This window comes from Collimonas sp., assembly GCF_039923675.1.
Taxonomy (GTDB): domain Bacteria; phylum Pseudomonadota; class Gammaproteobacteria; order Burkholderiales; family Burkholderiaceae_D; genus Collimonas.
The window spans coordinates 1-21260 of the sequence record NZ_JBDTCG010000086.1; the positions used below are offsets into that span (position 1 = coordinate 1).

A 21260-nucleotide genomic window follows, 5' to 3' on the forward strand; every position below is an offset into this window, starting at 1 on the left:
AAATACTTCAACTCCGGCGTGATGTACATGCATGTCGAAAACTGGATGTCCCAGGAAATCACCGAAAAAACCATCCACGCCATACTGGAAAACGGCAAGGATTACCGTTTTCCTGACCAGGATGCCCTGAATGTCGTGCTGGAAGGGAAAATCCAGTATATCCCGCGGAAATGGAATTTCCTGTATGACCTGATCCATGACCTGGAAAAGGACAAGCGCCAGATGCGCGATATCGGCGAGGTGGTATTCATCCACTTCGCCGGCGCGGTAAAACCCTGGAATGACTGGTGCCTGCATGCGTCGCGCGACTTGTTCGTCAAGTATCAGGCGTTGTCGCCCTGGGCCGACCTGCCGCTCGATAAGGCGCCCAGGAACTACAAAGAGATGCGGATGTACTCGCGCTTCCTGATGAAGCGCGGGCAGGTACTGGATAGTTTCAAATGGTATATGAAATATCTTTCCGCAAGGTAATGTAGTGTAAGAGGTAACTATCCGTTGGAACTTGACCGATTTTTATAACAGCAAGCTACAATCCTCAAAATTCAACATCCGTACAGCGTTAGCGATCTACAAATGGCAATAACCAGCTCCCATGTCTTAATATGCCGCACAGACAATATAGGCGACGTCATCCTGACCTTGCCTATTGCGGCGTATCTGAAACAACACTTCCCGTCGCTGAAAATCAGTTTCCTGTGTCGCGCCTATGCCGCGCCGGTGGTCAGGCATTGCCGCAGCGTCGACGAAGTGGTGGAGCTGGAAGGTTTCCTGGATAACCCGGATGCCTACTTTTCACAGGCGAATGTCGACACCATCATCCTGGCGCAACCGAACAAGCGCCTGGCGGTCGTCGCATTCAAGGCACGCATTCGCAACCGGATCGGCAACGCCCGCCATAAGCTGTATCAAATGCTGTATTGCAATCGCAGGGTGCGGTTCAAGAAAGGAAATTCGGAACTGCATGAGGCGCAGTTCAATTTCGAATTCCTGCGTCCTTTCGGGCTGACCACCATCCCGGACCTGCCGGAAATTATCGCCCTGTATGATTTCGACATCCCCAAGGTTGCCGAAATAAACCAGCTATTCCAGGCGCATTCCTTCAATCTCATCCTCCATACCAAATCCAATGGCCATGGGCGCGAATGGCCGGTCAAGCACTACGCCGCGCTCGCCAGGGAACTGAGCAAATATCCGGATATCCAGATGTGGCTTACCGGCAGTCCCGCTGAAGGCGAATGGCTGGCCACACATGCGGCAGAACTATTGCAACAGCCGAACGTCAGCAATGTCTGCGGAAAATTCACGCTTGACCAACTGAGTTCGTTCATTAAAGCGGCAGATGGCTTGATCGCCAGCGGCACCGGTCCGCTCCATATGTCAGCTGCGCTGGGGCAGCGCACGCTTGGACTATTTCCACCAACCCGTCCGATGCACCCGGGCAGATGGGCGCCGCTGGGCGTCCGGGCGCAAGCCTTGTCCTTGCCGGTCAGCTGTGTCGGCTGCAAGGACAGCAACGCTGCCAGCTGCGATTGCATGGAAAACATCACGCCTGGCGCCGTCGCCAAAATTGTCTTGCAATGGCGCCAGGATGCGAGCATCAACGATGCTGAGGATGCGCCTGTTATTGCTGATGCAGCACGGCGATAACCTGGGCAACCGTAATCGCCTTCACCCAATCCCGCCGGTTGGCGGTGGTGATCACACTACTGTTTTCCTTGTCGATCGGCGCCCACTCCGGATTCTTCTGGCGCATCAAGGCGATCACGGGTACATGCACCGCATTCGCCAGATGCATCACCGCGGTTTCGACCGAAATGATCAAATCGCATTCGCGCAACATCGCGGGCAACTGGAAAAAATTATCCTGCGCACTGAACAGCTGCAGACGACCCAGCGCCTGGCCACCGAAGAATGCTTTGGCGTGCGGCATTTCCTCGGGCACGACGTTGACGATGAAACGCGTATCTTTATAAGCATCCTCCGCTCTCAGCGCAGACACCAGCTCCACCACTCGCTCCAGCGGCCAGCAACGCTTATGGGTTTTGGCGTAGGGATTGATGAAGATCAGCTTGGCCGGATAAACCGATTGTGCGTTGTCGCGTTCAAAATTCCAGAGCTTCAGCTGCTCCTGCGCGTAACGGTCCCACCGTTCGGGAATCCGTACAAACGGCAGGCGTGAGGACGGCGTACTCTCCATGCCGAACAGGCGCTTGAACCAGGCCGCATACACAGCACTGATATGCACGCCCGGGTCGGCGACGCCGTCGGGATTGAAAGAGGCATCCAGCTTACGGTAGGCCAGGCGCTTATGCAGCGCCAGAATTCCGGCCGGCTTCCGCATACCAGCCACAAACCCGCGTGGGCTGATCTGGCGCGCCAGCTTTGCATACATCGGCGGCCGTAGCGTAGACAATGACACCACCAGCGGATAGTCCTGCTGCTGCGCTTCGACGATCGATTGCTCGAACAAGGCGGGGCTGTAGGTCTGCTGATAGATCTTGGCGACGAAGGGACATTCCGCCAGCCAGTCATACAAGGCATATTTCTTCAGGAACGGCCATGCTGCAGCTTTGTCGGTACGCCTGACCTCATCCACCCAGATATGGATTTTAATATGCGGGAAGGCCTGCGCAAAAGCCTGAAAGCAGTTTTGCAGATAGGTGAAATCACCGAGTGCAAGATGGGCGATGAACAGAATCTTATCTGTTTTCTTCAATCTTTCGGCCGAGACGAGTTGTGCTGTCATGAGATTTTCTTTTGATTTTCTTGCAGACGATATTTTCCGGATGTTTTCCTGATATTTGCCGGCCGTCGATCTCAGGCAGGCCGCCCGCGATCGCCAAGGCTACATCTCGACGTTCACCGCTTTCTTGGAAAATTGGAGATGATACAAATTTGCATAAGCGCCCTGCTTGTCCAGCAACTCGTGGTGCGTACCGATCTCGACGATGTTGCCGTTGGAAAGCACGACGATGCGGCTGGCGCGTTCGATCGTTGACAGCCGATGTGCGATCACGAAAGTGGTGCGGCCCTGCATCAACTGGTCCAGCGCTGCCTGCACCGCGCGTTCCGATTCTGTATCGAGAGCCGATGTCGCCTCGTCCAGGATCAGGATCGGTGCGTCCTTGTAGATGGCGCGCGCCATCGCCAGTCGCTGGCGCTGGCCACCCGATAGGCGCGAGCCGTTGTCGCCGACCTGGGTGGCATAACCGTCCGGCAAGGCGGCGATCATTTCGGCCAGGTGCGCGGCCTTCGCTGCGGCTTCAATCCGAGCCTGGCTAGGGGCGCTGTCGCCGTAGGCGATGTTAGCTGCGATCGTATCGTTGAACAGCACCACATTCTGGCTAACCATGGCTATTTGCGCTCGCAAGCTGTCCAGCGCTATGTCTTCGATCGGCAGGTCGTCCAGCAGGATGCGGCCTTCGGTCACGGAATAAAATCCGGGAATCAGGTTGACCAGAGTCGATTTGCCGCCGCCAGACATACCCACGAAGGCAATCGTTTCTCCCGGCTTGACGTCCAGGTTGATGTTCTTCAGGGCAGGTTTTTCCTGGCCCGGATAGGAAAAACCGACATTGGAAAATTCGATTTTCCCCATCGCGCGCTGATCCAGCTGGATACCGCCGCTGCGTTCGATCCGGCTATCGATCAGCTTGAATACGGCTTCCGCCGCCGCCATCCCGCGTTGCAGCGGGCCATTCACTTCAGCCAGCTGCTTGAGCGGCACCTGCAGCGCAATCATTGCCGCCAGGAACGATATGAAGTCGCCGGCGGTAAGCTGGCCATGGCTTGCCTGTACCAGGCCCATCGTGATCATCGCCGACATCGCGCAAGCCATCATGATTTGCGTAACCGGCACGGTCGCGGCAAACGTACTAGTCATGCGCATGCTGAAATGGCGTATGTGTTCTGCGGATTCCGCGAAACGCTTGCGCTCGTATGCTTCGCCGCCGAACACCTTGATAACCTGCTGGGCACGTGTAGTTTCTTCAATCACCTGGGTTAGCTGTGCATTGACGTCGAGCGAATCCTTGTTCAGCTTTTTCAGGCGCTTGGCGGTAGTACGTACCACCAGCATCATCAAAGGCATCAACACCACCGCGACTATCGTCAATTTCCAGCTGATGAACAGCATGTAGCCGAGCAAACCCGCGACGGTAAGGGCGCAGCGCACGATCGATGTAAACAGCTTGCTGATCATCTCGATGATTTGCTGCACTTCAAACATGATCGAATTGATCACCCGGCCTACCGTATGGGTGGCGTGAAAATCAATCGAGACATTCAAGATGCGGTCGAACATCTGCTGGCGCAATGTAGTCAGCACCCGCGTAGACACCCAGTTTGTCATGTAGGTAGTCAGGAAAGTCGACGCACCGCGCGCGACGAATGCACCGATCACGGCTAGCGGCACCACCCATATCGGAAACGTCTGCTTTTGAACAAAGCCCTTGTCCAGCAGGATCTTGAAGATGTAGGCGACCAGCGGCTCCGTTGCAGCCGTCACCACCATCCCGAGAAGACCCAGCATCAAGCGTTTCTTGTACGGCTTATGCAAAGCTGCAAGACGCTTGAAGATTGTTGTATAAGAATATACGCTCATAAATCTGCTTTAAATTTTCTACTCTTTATTGTCATGGAAAATTTCTTCTCCGATGGGCGAGTCAAATGATATTCCGGATAGCGCCAGTTGACGCAGGTACGATAAATACGGCAAACGCGGCCTCAGTACTCCACAGCGACCATTCCCGAACCGATTTTCTCCACCAGCGAAATCTGCAAACTGTCGCTCGGCGATACGCGCCATTCGTCGCCAAACAGCATTTCGCAAGCCACGCCCTCGCCGGTGTAGTGCAAGGTCAGGGGCAAGCCGTTATCTGAACGATGCGGCGACAGCATGTCCCGCAATTGCAGCACGTCGATTTTTTTCTCCGAAGACGTCAGGGAAAGCACGAACTGGCGGCCGTAATGAATCCGCGCGGCGGCAATATCCATCACCTTTTCAGCCGATACCCGCAAGCCGCCGTTGAAACGGTCTTCCGACACCTTGCCCTGCACCACCAGGAATTCATCTTCCTTGAAGAACGCCTTGTTCGGTTCGAACTGTTCGTTGTAGACGGTGACGTCAACCGTCGCGCTGCCGTCGTCCAGGGTGACGATCATCATTTTTCCGCGCTGGGTCATTTGCGTGCGCAAACCGGAGATGATGCCGGCCAGCGTGCGCGGTTCGCGCGAAGGTTCCAGGCTACCCAGCGGCGTGCGTGCAAAACGACGCGCCTCGGCGGCATAAGCGTGGAATAAATGCCCTGACAGATAGAAGCCGAGCGCGGTCTTCTCTTCGGTCAGTTTTTGCTTGTCCGTCCACGGCGTCGCCTGTACATATTCGATAGGCGCTTCGAGGTCGCTGTCGTCGCCGCCAAACAGGCTCACCTGGTTTGCCGACGCCAGTTTCTGATCCGCGGCTTCCATCGCGCGCGGTACGGAAGCCAGCAGGATTCCGCGGTCCACCTTGAAACAGTCGAAGGCGCCGGCGCGTATCAGCGATTCGATGGTGCGGCGGTTGATCTGGCGCTTGTCGACCCGCAGGCAGAAATCGAACAGATCGACGAACGGCTTTTCCTGGCGGGCGGCAATGATGGCTTCAATCGCATTCTGCCCCGAGCCTTTCACCGCTCCCAGCCCGTAGCGGATGAAAGTCGCCTTCTTGCCCGACTCGCCTTCCGGCGTGAAACGGTAGTCCGACGAGTTGATGTCCGGCGGCAGTAAAGTCAGTTTGCAAATGACCAGTGCGTCTTCCACCAGGATCTTGATCTTTTCCGTATCGTCCATCGCCAGCGACAAGTTGGCGGCCATGAACGCGGCAGGGTGATGTGCTTTCAGGTAGGCGGTGTGATACGACAGCAAGGCATAGGCGGCAGCGTGCGACTTGTTGAAGCCGTAGCCTGCGAATTTTTCCATCAAGTCGAAAATCTCGTCGGCCTTGGCTTCGCTCAAACCGTCCTTGGCCGCACCGTCGCGGAAAATCTGGCGGTGTTCCGCCATCTCTTCGGCCTTCTTCTTACCCATCGCCCGCCGCAGCAAATCGGCGCCGCCGAGCGAGTAGCCGCCGACCACCTGCGCCATCTGCATCACCTGCTCCTGATACACCATGATGCCGTAGGTTTCAGACAAGATGCCTTCGGTGCGCGGGTCGGGATAGTCGAAGCGCTCGCCGTGCTTGCGTTTGCAGAAGTCCGGAATCAGGTCCATCGGGCCCGGACGGTACAAAGCCACCAGCGCGATAATGTCTTCGAAACGGTCGGGCCGCGCGTCTTTCAGCATGCCTTGCATGCCGCGGCTTTCCAGCTGGAACACGGCCACGGTTTTGGCTGCGGTCAGCAAGTCATAGGAAGCGCGGTCGTTGAGCGGCAGCTTTTCCAGGCTGAAGTCAGCCATGGCGGGATCGAGCTGCTTGATGTAGCGCACCGCGCGATCCAGGATGGTCAGGGTGGTCAAACCCAAGAAGTCGAACTTGACCAGGCCGACGGCCTCCACGTCGTCTTTATCGTACTGCGAGACCACGCCGGCGTCGCCACCTTGCGTGTACAGCGGGCAGAAATCGGTCAGCTTGCCCGGCGCGATCAAGACACCACCAGCATGCATGCCGATGTTGCGGGCGATGCCTTCAACTTGTTGCGCGAGGTTGAGCAGCTGCTTGACCTCTTCCTCGTTTTCCAGGCGCTCCGCCAGCATCGGCTCTTCCTGGATCGCATCGGCAATCGTCACGTGCTTGCCCGGCTTGAACGGGATCAGTTTGGAGATGCCGTCGCAAAAATTGTAGCCGAAATCGAGCACCCGGCCGACGTCGCGGATCGCGCCCTTGGCAGCCATGGTGCCGAAGGTGGCGATCTGTGACACCGCATCCTTGCCATACAGATCCTTGACATGCTGGATGACGCGGTCCCGGCCTTCCTGGCAAAAGTCGATATCGAAGTCGGGCATCGATACCCGTTCAGGATTGAGAAAACGTTCGAACAGCAGGTTGTATTTGAGCGGATCGAGATCGGTGATCTGCAGCGAGTACGCCACCAGCGAACCGGCGCCGGAACCCCGCCCCGGTCCGACCGGCACGCCGTTCTGCTTGGCCCAGCGGATAAACTCGGCAACGATCAGGAAGTAGCCTGGGAAACCCATCTTGATGATGGTGTCGGTTTCAAACTTCAGCCGGTCCTGGTAGCGCTGGCGCTGCTGCTCACGCTTGGTTTCGTCCGGGAACAGGTGCACCAGGCGCAGTTCCAGGCCTTCCTGCGATTGCTGGATCAGGAATTCGCCGATGGTCATACCGTCCGGCGTCGGAAAATCCGGCAGTTGCGGCTTGCCCAGTTGCAGCGTCAGGTTGCAACGCTTGGCGATTTCGATGGAATTCTGCAAAGCCGCCGGCATATCGGCAAACAGCGCTACCATCTCCTCTTGGGTCTTGAACGATTGCTGGACATTGAAGCGGCGCACGCGGCGCGCATTCGCCAGCATTTCGCCTTCAGCGATACAGGTGCGCGCCTCATGCGCGATGAACTCTTCCTTGTCCAGGAACTGGGTCGGATGGGTGGCCACCACCGGCACGCCGAATTTGGCCGCCAGCGCCACTGCCTGGCGCACGTGCGCTTCCATGTTGGGCTGCTCGGCGCGCTGCACTTCTACGTAGAAATTGTCCGGGAAGATAGCGGTCCAGCGCTGGAGACAACGCTCCGCCGCTTCCGGATTACCGTTATCGATCGCGATGCCGATGTCGCCGAAGTGGGCGCCGGACAAGGCGATCAAGCCATTGCCGTTACCATCGCCGTGATCCTTGAGGCCAGCCAGCCATTCCGCGCGAATTTCAGCACGGCCGCGATGCAGGTTTTCCAGCCAGGCGCGCGACAGCAATTCACATAGCTGCAGATAGCCGCTACGGTTCTTGACCAGCAGCAGCAGGCGCGACGGCTTGTCGCGCTCGTCATCGTTGGTGATCCAGACATCGCAGCCGATGATCGGCTTGATGCCTTTGCTGCGCGCTGCTTTATAGAATTTCACCATGCCGAACAGGTTGGCGAGATCGGAAATGCCAAGTGCGGCCTGGCCATCGCTGGCTGCGGCTTTCACTACGTCGTCGATGCGTACCAGGCCGTCGACGATCGAATACTCGGAGTGGAGGCGTAGGTGAATAAACTGCTGGATAAATTGCGGTGTCGTCATGGGCGGTATTTTACCCCGAGGCCAGACAGACTTTCGTCAAAATTGGGCAAACCTGTGTCCGGCGTTTATAATACTGATAAATCAACGACTTACCGAGAAATAAGCCATGCAGTCCAATCATCATTTCGTCAATATCGCGGCCTATAAATTCATCACTTTCCTAGACACGGAACAGAAACGTCCTGAATTTCTTGCAATTTGCAAACAGTTGCAACTAAAAGGCACGATCTTGCTCACTCCGGAAGGCATCAACCTGTTCCTGGCCGGCGTGCGCGGACAAATCGACCAGTTTCTGTCGTGGCTGCGCGCCGACGAGCGCTTTACGGATCTGGAAGTCAAGGAAAGCTATTCGGAAAAGCAGCCGTTCACCCGCATGCTGGTCAAGCTGAAGTCGGAAATCATTACCATGAAGCACCCGCTGATCAAGCCGGAACTGGGCCGGGCGCCGGCGGTGCAAGCCCGGACGCTGAAGCGCTGGCTGGATCAAGGCCATGATGACAATGGCAAGCCGGTGGTGATGCTGGATACCCGCAACGCATTCGAAGTCGACGTCGGCACATTTGAAAACACCATCGATTACCGCATCGAGAAATTCAGTGAGTTTCCGGCGGTGATTGCCGAACATAAGGACGAGCTGGCGGACAAGACCATCGTTACCTTTTGCACTGGCGGCATCCGTTGCGAAAAAGCCGCGATCCACATGCAAGACATCGGCTACGACAGCGTATATCAGCTGGAAGGCGGCATCCTGAAGTATTTCGAAGAATGCGGCGGCGCCCATTATGACGGCGATTGCTTCGTATTCGACTATCGCACCGCCCTCAATCCGCAACTGCAGGAAACCGCCACAGTGCAATGCTATGCCTGCCGCGCGGTGGTGACGCCGCGCCAGCAGCTTTCTTCGCAGTACGTTGCCGGCAAATCCTGTCCGCATTGTGTTCCGGAAATCGCTGCTGCATCGACGGAAACAGCCGCGTCGCATTAAACCAAAATGTAAGGCACAACAAAAAGCCCGCTTGTAAATCAGCGGGCTTTCTACTTTTTGGGCGACAAGCTCGGCGACCGATTGATGTCGGCCCTTGCCTGTCCTCCAGATCAATCAATTACTTCTTGAATTTCTGCGCAGTTTCGGCAACGCGCTGGCCAAACTGGCTGGCGGTTTCGAGATCGCCTGCCGCCGGACCTTCTTGCGGTGACGAGTCGGACGGGCTTTGCGCCAGGGCGCCGGAGAAGCCGCCAACGAAATTGACGTCGTTGCGCTGCGCCGCCTTGCTGTTGGCAGGCATCAGTCCGGTGCCAACCCAGACCATGCTGTGCTGCATCGCGAAAGTAATCAGGTAACTCATGGTGGTCCCCTTGTCGCCATTCATGGTGGCCGAATTGGTAAAGCCGGCAGCGACTTTATCTTTCCATTTTTGGCCAAACCATTGCTTCGACGAGGTATCCGCAAATTTCTTGAACTGCCAGGAAACCGTACCCATGTAGGTCGGCGTGCCAAAGATGATGGCGTCAGCCGCTTCCAGGGAAGCCCAGGCGGCGTCGCTGAGATTGCCTTCGGCGTCGATGGCGATCAGTTCCGGCGTCGCTCCCTGCGCACGCAAGACGCCGGCATGGACTGCTTCAGCCTGGTTTTTGGTATGGCCGTAGCCTGAGTGGTAAACGATAGCAACCTTGGTCATGACAATTCCCTTTGATGTGAAATACGGTGAGAAACAAATAACGAAAGCAGCAATGAAAATAAACGGTAACTGCCGATTTTGCAAAATCTGGCTATCCGGCGAACGAAAAGCCAGATCGGCAGTCAAGTCATGCATGCCATCCAATGGCGAAATTCGATCGCGATATATCCGAAAATCTATTTCAATATAGAAATATCTTATAGCTATCCATTGCTTTACTTGGCACTATAGCTGCAAGGAACGGCTTTAGACAGTCACAAAATTTCGATATATCATTCAATTTATCTGAATGAAATTTTTGCAATACTCACTCGCATTGCGTATTGTCTTTATATAACTTGAATCACACTCGCGATTATTGATCAAGCAATAATGAATCTGACGCTGGAAGCTTTGCAAATTCTCGACACGATAGACCGCAAAGGCAGCTTTGCCGCCGCCGCTATCGAGCTGGATCGCGTGCCGTCGGCGCTGACTTACAGTGTGCGCAAGCTGGAGGAGGACTTGGACGTGTTGCTGTTCGACCGCCGCGGCCATCGCGCCAAACTCACCGTTGCCGGCCTTGAGCTGCTGACCGAAGGCCGTCATCTGCTGCTGGCGGCGCAAGAACTGGAGCGGAGAGTCAAGCGCGCCGCGACCGGCTGGGAAGTTGAGCTGCGCATCGTCCTCGACAGCATCATCCCGTTTGACAGCTTGCTGCCGCTGATCGACGCCTTTGATCGCGAGAATGCCGGCACCCGCCTGCGTATTTCGCACGAGGCCTTGTCAGGCGTCTGGGAATCTTTATTATTCGACCGTGCCGACCTGGCGATCGGCGCTCCACATAGCGGCCCCGACAGCATCCGCATGAGCGGCGATTTCCAGACCCGTCAACTTGGTACCATCGACTGGGTCTTCGCAGTGGCTCCAGGCCATCCGTTGGCAAACGCGCCGGAGCCGCTCACCGCCAGCCTGGTACAGCAGTATCGCGCGGTAGCAGTCGGCGATACCGGCCGTACCCTGCCCAGCATCAACTCGGGCCTGCTGAATGGCCAGGACATCCTGACCGTGCCGTCCATTACGGCTAAATTGCAAGCCCAGCTTGGCGGCCTCGGCTGCGGCCATCTGCCGCGCTGGATGGCCGCTCCTTATTTTGCCTCAGGCGCATTGATCGAAAAGCAAACCACCGAAGCCAAGCCCAGCGACAAGACGCAGATCGCCTGGCGGACGCCGGTCGTGGGAAAATCGCTCAAATGGTTCATTGCGCAACTCAGCGAACCGGCGACGCAGCACGCGTTGCTTGGCGCCTCGGCGCCGGCATCGCCGCCGCGATCGCAGCAACCTCATCATGAATCGACCAGTAATGTCTAATCAACCAACCTATATCGGCCGCTTCGCCCCCTCGCCGACAGGCCCCTTGCACGCCGGCTCTTTGGTGGCCGCCATGGCCAGCTACCTGGATGCGAAGGCGAACCATGGCCGCTGGCTGCTGCGCATGGAAGATGTCGATGAAGCCCGTACCGCTGCCGGCGTAGCGGAATCGATACTGGCGGATGTCAGCGCACTCGGCATGCAGTGGGATGGCGAAGTGATGTTCCAGAGCCAGCGCGGCGCAGCCTATGAAGCGGCCTTTGACCGCCTCGGACGGCTCGCCTACCCTTGCGGCTGTACGCGCCGCGAAATTGTCGATTCGCGCATCTGCGTCGCCGCCGATGGCGCGGCCGTCTATCCTGGCACCTGCCGTAGCGGCCTGCCTGTCGGCAAACCAGCCCGGGCTTACCGGCTGCGAGTGCCGGACCCGGGCCATATCGATGAACTGATCATTTTTGATGACCGCTGGCTCGGCCGCATGCAGCAGCATCTGGCGATCGAAGTGGGAGATTTTGTACTGAAGCGCGCGGACGGTTTCTGGGCCTATCAGCTGGCAGTGGTGGTCGATGATGCCGAGCAAGGCGTGACGCATGTGGTGCGTGGCGCAGACTTGCTGGATTCGACCGCGCGCCAGATTTACCTGCAGCGCCAGCTGTTGCTGGCGACGCCGCAGTACCTGCATGTGCCGGTGATCACCAATGCCGACGGCGAAAAGCTATCGAAGCAAAATGGCGCACAAGCCATTGACATGACACAGCCGCTGCAAGCGCTAAACAAGGCTGCCTGGTTTTTGGGGCTGGATATCGGACAAGTCGAGAATATTGCCGCGTTCTGGCCGTTGGCCACCGCGGCATGGGCGAATCTTGAAGCGACTCGCCCGGACGACGCAACGGTCGCTTAGTATTGACTAAGCGTTGACTAACGCTTTGGCACGCCGCCCAGCAGTGCCGCCAACTTGACCTTGGGCGATTTGACGGAGCCACCGGCGGGCGCCGTGGCGGATGGTTCGACGTCGGCCGAGAGCGTTGGCTCGTAAGGCTTGAGGAACCACGGATCGATCTTTTCCTTGCGTCCGATAGGCGTCGACGTATAGGCGCTGCGCGTATGCTGCTGGCTGCGGCTGGATGACGTGGACGACGTAGCTCGGCTATCACTGCGGCTGTCGCTGCGCCCCTCGCTGCGGTCACCGCCACGTTCACTGCGTTCGCCACGGCCATCGGCGCCATCACGGCGTCCCGACGAACGCTCACGATCCGAGCTGGAAGGCTTGGCGACAAACCCGGTCAGTTCGGCGCGCACGAATTTGTACTTGATCATTTTTTCGATATCGACCAGCAAACGTTCATCCTTGTCGGCATACAGCGAGATCGCATCGCCGGACGCGCCGGCACGGCCGGTACGTCCAATCCGGTGTACATAATCTTCTGCATTGTAAGGCAGGTCGAAATTAATCACGCATGGCAGTTCGGCGATATCCAGGCCACGCGCCGCAACGTCGGTCGCTACCAGGACTTCGATTTCACCGCGCTTGAACGCTTCCAATGCCGCCATGCGTTCGTTCTGCGTCTTGTCGCCGTGAATCGCCGAGGCATTGACGCCTTCGTTTTCCAGGTGACGCGCCAGTTTCGAGGCGCCGATCTTGGTATTGGAAAAGACGATGACCTGCTTCAGGTTACGTTCGCGAATGATGAACGATACCGCCTGGGCCTTGGTTTGCTCATCGACCCGGTACATGGTTTGCGTGACGTTATCGGCGGTGGCGTTACTGCGCGCCACTTCGATCGTCACCGGATTCTTGAGGAAAGTGGCTGCCAGCTTTTTGATTTCACCGGAGAAAGTCGCCGAGAACATCAGGTTCTGGCGCTCTTTCGGCAGCAGGTTGATGATGCGTTGCAAATCAGGCAGGAAACCCATGTCGAGCATGCGGTCGGCCTCATCCATCACCAGGATCTGCGTCTGCGACAGGTTCAAGGTCTTTTGTTGGACGTGATCCAGCAAACGGCCCGGCGTAGCAATCACGATTTCGATGCCTGAGCGCAAAGCAGCGGTTTGCGGCGCAATATCAACGCCGCCGAACACCACTGTCGAACGCAAAGGGGTATGACGGCAATAGGCCTTGACGTTCTCCGCCACCTGATCCGCCAGTTCGCGCGTCGGCGTCAGGATCAATGCCCGTACCGGATGACGCGCCGGCGAGGCGCTGGTGTTGGCATTCGCCAGCAGTAGCTGGATGATCGGCAAGGAAAAACCCGCGGTTTTGCCGGTTCCGGTTTGCGCCGCACCCATCACGTCGCGGCCTTGCAGCACGATCGGAATCGCTTCCGCCTGGATCGGGGTCGGGTGCACATACCCTTGGTCGCTCAGCGCGCGCAGTATATCCGGCGATAGCCCGAAGTCTGCGAAACGGACAGTAGGCGTAACTGGCACTGCTGGGTCAGCCTGGATATGGACTGGCGTTTCGGCTGAAATTGGGGCATGAGTTGCAACTTGAGTTGCAGCTTGATTTTCGGACTGTATCTCTGACATGATAGTTGGCGGCCTTCGGTGCAAGATGCACTCAAACAACGAACACATGTTCGTAAAAAGGCACTAATGCTTTCAATTGAATTCGTGAATTTCGTGTCAGCCCACTAAATGAGCCAAATGATTGTGGCAGTGCCGGTTTTGAACAGCGCAAGCCAGGTTGCCATTTAAACATCTACCCGGCACGTTTTGTACCACAGTCGCGCATTATACGCCTAGCTGGGAATTTACTCAGTTTCAGATGCCAAGTTCATTCAGTGGCCAGCGCGGCCGCACATTGAAGGCATACGAGCGCTGCGCCGCTTCCGGCTTGATTTGCAAACGCATGGCGCCGGCAAAGGCAATCATCGCGCCATTGTCTGTACAAAACTCCAACTCCGGGTAATACACGCGGAAACGCCGCTTTTCGGCTGCGGCGTTCAACGCCGCGCGCAATTGCTGGTTAGCGCCCACACCGCCTGCGATCACCAGGCGCTTGAGGCCGGTTTGCTTCAAAGCGGCCAGGCATTTGGCCAGCAGCACTTCCACCAGCGCATCGACGAACGCGCGCGCGATATTGGCTTTGTCCTGTTCGCAAATATTCGCGGGATGGTTCTTGACCAAGGTCAGCACCGCCGTCTTGAGGCCGGAGAAACTGAAATCCAGGTTTTTCGAATGCAGCATCGGCCGCGGCAACTGGTACACCGAAGGATCGCCAAATTCCGCCATGCGTGAAATCGCAGGTCCGCCGGGATAGCCCAGACCGAGCAATTTCGCCGACTTGTCGAAGGCTTCGCCGGCGGCATCGTCCAGGGTTTCACCCAGCAGCGCGTATTGACCGACACCGTCAACCCGCATCAGTTGTGTATGCCCACCCGACACCAGCAACGCCACGAACGGAAAGGTCGGCGGCTCGCTCGCCAATAGCGGCGACAACAAATGGCCTTCCAGATGATGTACGCCCAGCATCGGCTTGTCCAGCGCCAAGCCAAGGCCGCAAGCAATCGATGCGCCGACCAGAAGTGCTCCCGCCAAGCCGGGTCCCTGGGTATAGGCAATGGCGTCGATGTCCTGGCGGGCGATGCCGCTTTCGGCAAGCACCTGTTGTAGCAGCGGAATAGCGCGCCGGATATGGTCGCGCGAGGCCAGTTCCGGCACTACGCCGCCATACTGCTCGTGCATCGCCACTTGGGAATACAGGGCGTGCGCCAGCAAGCCGCGCTCAGTGTCATAGAGCGCGAGGCCGGTTTCGTCACAGGAAGATTCAACGCCGAGAACAATCATGGAGGGAACAAAATTTATACAATGCCGCATTGTAAAGGAAAGCGCGGCCGCTACTCGCTGCCGGGGTGATTAATCCTTCCCGAGCCGCCGCATCGCCTGCCGCATGAAGGCAAGTTGCTGCGAGAATCGGGTGCAAGCGGTGCAAGTCCACAGGTGTACGCGTACCCGCGCCCGGGTTAACGGCGACAGGTTGCTATCCTGCGCCTGTGACAGGAGTTGCTGGGTATCGCGGCAGTGAGGGATCAAGCGTTTATATGACATAAAAGTAAATGAAAGGCCGGGCTGGCAGCACAACAAAGCACAACAATAGTGTTTGGTCGCGCCAAGAATCAAATGCTTACAATAAATGAAATCATCGGGACATCCCATATTTTCTTATTTTGTGCAAAAAGCTTTGAAATCAAGCCTGGACCCCGAACCAGCTTATTTGCAAGCACTCCTTGAGCCTGGTACGGGCTCGATGCAGCAACACCCAGGCATTCGCCGCCGTGATGTCGAGCTCCTTGCAGATTGCATCGGTATCCAGTTCCAGCCACTCACGCATCATGAAAATGCGTCCGGTCTTGGCTGGCAGCTTATCGATGCATAATTGCAGAATATCGAAAAACTCCTTGCGCTCCAGGGTTTCATCCGGATTTCCCCAGCTGGGCACGGCTGCCATCGCATGCCCGGAGGACGTAAACAGCGCATCAAACATCTCGGCGTCGCTACGGTCATCATCCTCGTCGTGGTTCAACTGCACCTCGCGCTTGCCACGCCGCAGCTGGTCCAGCAGTTTGTGCTTGAGTATGCCGATGACATAGGTTTTGAACGAAGACTGCTGCTGAAAGCGGTCAGGATGTTCAAGCACTGCGATGATCGTTTCCGACACGGCGTCTTCAGCCTGCGCATCATTGCGCAACTGCAGCGCAGCAAAGCGCACTAGCTGCGGCCGCAATGTTTCAAGCTGGAGAGGATCGACTGCCATATAAACCCTGAAAAAAGACGCTGTCAAACAAGCACGCACAGGACGCCCTGCCAGATGCAAGCAACGGTTTCGAGCGACGATTCTACCCGATGGCCTCCTGCTTTGGCTGGTAAAGTAACATCCCTACGCACACTCCCCCGGTTTTATCCACGCCGGCAAATCACACTCGCTTGCTACCCATGACAACTATTTCCCCAGCTGAACCCTTCGCCGCCGCCCGCTTCATCAAGGAAATCGGCCGCGGCAAGGACGGCGCGCGCAGCCTATCGCGCGCCGACGCCCACGACCTGTACGCGGCCATGCTTGACGGCCGGGTCTCAGATCTGGAGTTGGGCGGCATCCTGCTGGCGATGCGCATCAAAGGGGAGTCGGTTGACGAAATCGCCGGCTTCCTGGAGGCGGCCGAGGCGTCGTTTACCCAGATAGCGCTGCCGGATTCCGGTGTGAATGCGGCAAACAACGCATCGCCCTACGCGCCGGTTGTGATTCCAAGCTACAACGGCGCCCGCCACATGGCCAACCTGACCCCCTTGCTGGCCATGTTGCTGGCGCGTGAAGGCGTGCCGGTTCTGGTGCATGGCGTGCTGACAGATCTTGGCCGTGTCACTAGCGCGGAAATCTTCCAGGCGTTGGGGCAGCCGCTTTGCAATAATGTTGAACAGGCACAGGCGTGCTTTGAAAAGCGCCTGCCGGCCTTTATGCCGATCACTGCATTGGCGCCGAAAATGGCGCGCCTGCTGGCCATGCGCCGGATCCTGGGGGTCCGCAACTCGACCCACACGCTGGTCAAGATCATGCAACCGTTCGCGGCGCCCGCCCTGCGCCTCAGTTCCTACACACACCCGGAATACCTGACCATGCTCACGGCGTATTTCATGACCACAGCCGCCGCGCAACGCGGAGACGTGTTCTTGATGCGCGGTACGGAAGGTGAAACGGTGGCAAACGCCAGGAAGGCGCAAAAAATCGACTGGTTTCATGCCGGTGTCCAAACTACTCTGGTTGAAAAACAAGAAATTGCGAACGACATCCCGGCTCTGCCCGAACAACGCGATGCCGCCAGTACCGCCAACTGGATACAACAGGCGCTGATGCAGCCGGAATTGGTGCCGAAACCGGTTTCAGCCCAGATCGAACAATGCCTGATGGCTTGCCGGGCCTTGCGGGCTGCCTGCAAATAATAAAATCCGGGTGCGCCGTAAGATAAACAGTCGGCAATGCAAGTTGAATTTCTCAAGGGAACTAATTTTTGCGGAGAAGAACAAATCACTCTGAACTGCAATGCCGAATGGTAAATGTATGGATGCATGTACTATCTGGCATTCGGCATGAATAACAATCGCTACCAAGAAGTATCGCAAGCTAGTGTTTTAGGTATTACCTTACACAGGACAGATAGCGCAACGCCAATATAATCAAGACGAGGAGAGTGCGCTTAACCAGTGCCAATGCGAGAAGTACGGCGGAATCCAAGATTCGGGATCCGCGTTTCGGCAACACCCATTCATCTGCCCATACGGCATCTTGTCCAGCGTAGTTTCAGGTAACGTTGACGCTGCAAGACTAACTTTCTGGAGGATCCATGGATTGGACTCTTCCGCCCTTTGCACTAGCACAGCCCATCCAATGGAATGCGCTGTTACTGTTCGGCAGCTTGCTGCTGTTCGGACTAGTGGGCGGTCATATCGCAACGAAAAACCCTTGGTTTCCACGCATCACCGGTTACCTGATCGTCGGTTTCCTGCTAGGTGTAGGCGGCTTTGACCTGTTGTCCGGCGATGTGCTGAAACTGGCGAACATCTTTTCCGACATGGCGATGGCGCTGGTCATTTATCAGCTAGGACGCTATGTCGACATCGGCTGGCTGCGCCGTGAAAAATGGCTGCTGGCGACTGTCGTGCTGAGCGCCGTGCTGTGCTTCACCTTCGTCAGCGGCGCCTTGATCTGGCTTGGCACCTCACGTGTCCTGGCGCTGCTAGGCGGGGTACTGGCGATCGCGACCGCCCCGGCAGTGGTCATGGTGGTGGTGCGCGACCTCAAGGCGGAAGGCCAGGTGACGCGTCGCCTTGCCGCCATGACCGCATTGAACAACTTCGTCGCTTTGCTGGCCGCATATGCCTTGCTGCCAGTCGTGGCACATGAAAGCGCCACCCCCTTCAGCACCTTGGTGGCGCACACCCTGTATTCGCTGTGCGGTTCGCTGGTGCTGGCTTATCTGACTTATCGCCTGATGATTCCGCTGGCGCGTTTGCTGGGCCGCCAGCCGAGCCGCCAGTTCGTATTGGTGATCGCCGTCATTACGCTGGCGATCGGCGCCGCGCATGCGCTCCAGTTGCCAATCTTGCTGACCATGCTGATCTTCGCCATCATGTCGAAGAATCTTGACCATCAGTACGATTTGATGGAGCTTGAATTCGGCGTCGCCAATGAGTTGTTTATCGTGATGCTGTTTATCACAATCGGCGCCTCGATCCGGCTGTCCGACCTGTCCATGGTCGGCGCATCGGTAGCGGTGCTGATCGCGGCACGCTTTGTCGCCATGGCTTGCGGCGTGTTTTCTTTCGCCCATTTCGCCAAGATGAAATGGAAGCAGGCAGCGCTGATTACCCTGGGGACGCTCCCCATGACGGAGGCGGGGCTTGGATTGATGCAAACCACCGCCTATCTCTATCCGAACACCACCGCCGACGTTTTGCCATTGCTGGCCGGCTGCCTGATCGTCCTGGAATTACTGGGGCCGATCGCCACCCAGTTTGCCTTGATCAAATCCGGCGAAAGCGGGCGCGAATGAATGGTGCGAATTAAAGGTGCGAATTAAAGGTGAATCAATGATTGAAAACACCCAAGCCGGCGATATCAACGTCGAAGAAACAACAGCCGGGATTCTGCCGTTTACCAGCTCTACCCCGTTTACCATGGGGATCGAGCTGGAACTGCAACTGGTGAATCGCCGCAACTACAATCTGGCCAGCGACGCCGTCGATCTGCTGACATGGATCGAGCCGCGCGATTTGCAGAAGCAAATCAAACTGGAAATGACGCAAGGCATGATCGAGTTGAATTCCGACGTTCACACGCGGGTCGACCATCTGATCGAGGAATTGAAAGGCTTGCGCGCAGCGTTGAACCGCAGTGCGCAATATCTGAACATCGACGTCTCCGGTGGCGGCGCGCACCCGTTCCAGCACTGGAACGAGCAGCGGATAACCCCGAGCGAACGCTTCCATCATCTGCATGAAAAATACGGCTATCTGGCCAAGACCTTCACGGTATTCGGCCAGCACATCCACATCGGTGTGCCAAATGGAGACGATGCTTTATACCTGACGCATGCATTTTCACGCTTCGTACCGCATTTCATCGCACTCTCGGCCGCCTCGCCGTTTTACCAGGGTGCGGATACCCAGTTTGAGTCTTCGCGCAGCAACGTGGTACGCGCATTCCCCTTGTCGGGCACCGCGCCTACGCTCACGCGCTGGACTGATTTCGAATCCTATTACGATGAATTGCTACGCATCGGCATCATCGGCAGCATGAAGGATTTTTACTGGGATATCCGCCCCAAACCGGAATACGGCACCGTTGAAATACGGGTGTGCGATACACCCTTGACGATTGAACATGCGGCACACCTGGGCTGCTACGCGCAATTGCTGGCGCGTTGGATCTTGACGGAACGACCATTCGTCATCACCAACGATTTCTACCTGTTGTATCAATACAACCGCTTTGAAGCCAGCCGTTATGGCCTTGGCGGCTCTATTGCATTACACAGTAATAATCCCGCCGACTCATCGAAACTACCGATCTACGAACATCTTCTTGGCCATTTACAAGACTTACAGCGGTATACTCAGAACGAAGCGGAACAATTGACCTTGAAGCGCCTGCGCCATATGGCTGAGGGACGCCTGAGCGATGCTGGCTGGTTGCGGCAAACGTTTGTGCAGCGCGGCTCACTCAATGACATGATGCGTTTGTCGTCGGAGTTGTGGATGGGACAGGAACCGCCGCCGTACTATCAATAAAAAGAACAGCAATAAACAACAAACAATATTAAAATAATAATACAAATACCTGATTAAGATTAATGCAAAACCAATTTGATGTCGCCGTCATCGGCGCCGGCGCTGCGGGCATGATGTGCGCCGCCGTCGCCGGTCAACGCGGGAAAAAAGTTGTCCTGATCGACCACGCCACCAAGCTGGCGGAAAAAATCCGCATCTCCGGTGGCGGGCGCTGCAATTTCACAAATATCAACGCCGGACCGCAAAATTTCCTGTCGCAGAATCCGCACTTTTGCAAAAGCGCCCTGTCACGCTACACCCCGCAGGATTTCATCAGCTTGATGAAACGATATCGGATCGGCTATCACGAGAAACACAAAGGGCAATTGTTTTGCGATGATTCCTCAGAGCAAATTATCGCCATGCTCAAAGCCGAGTGCGATCTGGGCAATGTCAGCTGGCACATGCCATGCAGCGTCGCCAATATCGGCAAGAGCGGCGACCTGTTCCGGATCGACACCAGCTCGGGAGAGATACTTGCAAGCAATGCTGTCATCGCCACCGGCGGCCTGTCTATTCCTAAAATCGGCGCTACCGATTTTGCTTATCGCATTGCCCGTCAATTCGGTCTGCGCGTAGTCGAACCGCAGCCCGGGCTGGTGCCACTGACCTTTGATTCCGCCGCCTGGCAACCGTTTCTGCCATTGGCGGGCATTGCATTGCCGGTCGAAGTAGCCACCGGCGATAAAAAGACGCGCGGTGAATTCAAGGAAGATCTGTTATTTACTCACCGGGGTCTTTCCGGTCCGGCGATTTTGCAAATTTCCAGCTTTTGGAAAAGCGGCGCTCCCCTGCTTCTTGATCTTTTACCGGAAATTGACATCACCAAGACCTTAACCGAGGGCAAATCCTCCATTAAAAAAAACCTTGGCAACGTCTTCGCCCAATGGTTGCCGACAAGACTTGCCCACGGCATCATCGAAGCAAATAAACTTGACCCGGCAGCCCGTCTTGCCGATATTCCAGACCGCTTGCTGCGAGATTTGGGGAACGCAATTAACCGCTGGTCTATCCAACCGAGTGGCTCTGAAGGATATCGCAAAGCGGAAGTGACTCTCGGCGGGATCGACACCAGGGAACTATCGCAGCAGAGTATGGTGTCCAATCAGGTAGCAGGCCTGCACTTTATCGGTGAAGCGGTTGACGTTACAGGATGGCTCGGCGGCTATAATTTTCAATGGGCCTGGGCGTCTGCTACGG

The 21260-nt window shown here is 56.6% G+C and carries 17 protein-coding genes; 9 read left to right on the top strand and 8 right to left on the bottom strand.

Annotated features, from left to right (window positions below):
* Together ABI171_RS18565 and ABI171_RS18570 are read left to right on the top strand one after the other, a co-directional pair.
* Positions 1-471: glycosyltransferase (locus tag ABI171_RS18565; protein ID WP_348094020.1), on the top strand; the 471-nt coding region annotated here is incomplete at its 5' end.
* 102 nt (positions 472-573) lie between these two features.
* On the top strand, positions 574-1647 hold the full coding sequence (locus ABI171_RS18570; protein WP_348094021.1) for a glycosyltransferase family 9 protein: 1074 nt from the start codon (positions 574-576) through the stop codon (positions 1645-1647).
* Here ABI171_RS18570 and ABI171_RS18575 read toward each other — a convergent pair.
* From ABI171_RS18575 to dnaE, 3 genes are all read right to left on the bottom strand, one after another.
* On the bottom strand, positions 1622-2746 hold the full coding sequence (locus ABI171_RS18575) for a glycosyltransferase family 9 protein (protein WP_348094022.1): 1125 nt from the start codon (positions 2744-2746) through the stop codon (positions 1622-1624). The genes ABI171_RS18570 and ABI171_RS18575 overlap by 26 nt on opposite strands.
* Positions 2747-2845: 99 nt before the next feature.
* Positions 2846-4603, bottom strand: a complete 1758-nt coding sequence (gene msbA, locus ABI171_RS18580) for a lipid A export permease/ATP-binding protein MsbA (RefSeq protein WP_348094023.1) — start codon at positions 4601-4603, stop codon at positions 2846-2848.
* Positions 4604-4725: 122 nt separating this feature from the next.
* Complete coding sequence (gene dnaE / locus ABI171_RS18585; protein WP_348094024.1) at positions 4726-8211, bottom strand: DNA polymerase III subunit alpha; 3486 nt, start codon at positions 8209-8211, stop codon at positions 4726-4728.
* Between the two features lie 106 nt (positions 8212-8317).
* Here dnaE and ABI171_RS18590 point away from each other — a divergent pair, with 106 nt between their 5' ends.
* On the top strand, positions 8318-9196 hold the full coding sequence (locus tag ABI171_RS18590; RefSeq protein WP_348094025.1) for a sulfurtransferase: 879 nt from the start codon (positions 8318-8320) through the stop codon (positions 9194-9196).
* Between the two features lie 118 nt (positions 9197-9314).
* Here ABI171_RS18590 and ABI171_RS18595 read toward each other — a convergent pair whose 3' ends face one another.
* Complete coding sequence (locus ABI171_RS18595; protein ID WP_348094026.1) at positions 9315-9890, bottom strand: flavodoxin family protein; 576 nt, start codon at positions 9888-9890, stop codon at positions 9315-9317.
* A gap of 372 nt (positions 9891-10262) precedes the next feature.
* Between ABI171_RS18595 and ABI171_RS18600 the strand changes: the two genes are divergently transcribed.
* Complete coding sequence (locus ABI171_RS18600; RefSeq protein WP_348094027.1) at positions 10263-11240, top strand: LysR family transcriptional regulator; 978 nt, start codon at positions 10263-10265, stop codon at positions 11238-11240.
* Complete coding sequence (gene gluQRS / locus ABI171_RS18605) at positions 11233-12141, top strand: tRNA glutamyl-Q(34) synthetase GluQRS (protein WP_348094028.1); 909 nt, start codon at positions 11233-11235, stop codon at positions 12139-12141. Before ABI171_RS18600 ends, gluQRS begins: the two co-directional genes overlap by 8 nt.
* Before the next feature lie 17 nt (positions 12142-12158).
* Here gluQRS and ABI171_RS18610 read toward each other — a convergent pair whose 3' ends face one another.
* The 4 genes from ABI171_RS18610 to ABI171_RS18625 all read right to left on the bottom strand — a co-directional run bounded on the left by ABI171_RS18610 (position 12159) and on the right by ABI171_RS18625 (position 15993).
* A complete protein-coding gene (locus tag ABI171_RS18610) occupies positions 12159-13667 on the bottom strand; it encodes a DEAD/DEAH box helicase (protein ID WP_348094029.1) in 1509 nt (502 codons plus the stop codon).
* Between the two features lie 333 nt (positions 13668-14000).
* Complete coding sequence (tsaD, locus tag ABI171_RS18615) at positions 14001-15026, bottom strand: tRNA (adenosine(37)-N6)-threonylcarbamoyltransferase complex transferase subunit TsaD (RefSeq protein ID WP_348094030.1); 1026 nt, start codon at positions 15024-15026, stop codon at positions 14001-14003.
* A gap of 69 nt (positions 15027-15095) precedes the next feature.
* Positions 15096-15395 carry a zf-HC2 domain-containing protein gene (locus tag ABI171_RS18620; protein ID WP_348094031.1) on the bottom strand — a complete coding sequence of 100 codons (300 nt, stop codon included), beginning with the start codon at positions 15393-15395 and terminating at the stop codon, positions 15096-15098.
* Between the two features lie 31 nt (positions 15396-15426).
* Positions 15427-15993 carry a sigma-70 family RNA polymerase sigma factor gene (locus ABI171_RS18625; protein ID WP_348094032.1) on the bottom strand — a complete coding sequence of 189 codons (567 nt, stop codon included), beginning with the start codon at positions 15991-15993 and terminating at the stop codon, positions 15427-15429.
* Positions 15994-16172: 179 nt separating this feature from the next.
* Here ABI171_RS18625 and ybiB point away from each other — a divergent pair, with 179 nt between their 5' ends.
* The 4 genes from ybiB to ABI171_RS18645 form a co-directional block, all read left to right on the top strand.
* Positions 16173-17174: a DNA-binding protein YbiB gene (ybiB, locus tag ABI171_RS18630; RefSeq protein WP_348094033.1), complete on the top strand. Its 1002-nt coding sequence runs from the start codon at positions 16173-16175 to the stop codon at positions 17172-17174.
* Between the two features lie 401 nt (positions 17175-17575).
* Positions 17576-18784 carry a cation:proton antiporter gene (locus tag ABI171_RS18635; protein ID WP_348094034.1) on the top strand — a complete coding sequence of 403 codons (1209 nt, stop codon included), beginning with the start codon at positions 17576-17578 and terminating at the stop codon, positions 18782-18784.
* A 37-nt stretch (positions 18785-18821) separates the two neighbouring features.
* Positions 18822-20021 carry a YbdK family carboxylate-amine ligase gene (locus ABI171_RS18640; protein ID WP_348094035.1) on the top strand — a complete coding sequence of 400 codons (1200 nt, stop codon included), beginning with the start codon at positions 18822-18824 and terminating at the stop codon, positions 20019-20021.
* A gap of 62 nt (positions 20022-20083) precedes the next feature.
* Positions 20084-21260 (top strand): NAD(P)/FAD-dependent oxidoreductase (locus ABI171_RS18645; RefSeq protein ID WP_348094036.1); only part of this gene is annotated, 1177 nt, incomplete at its 3' end.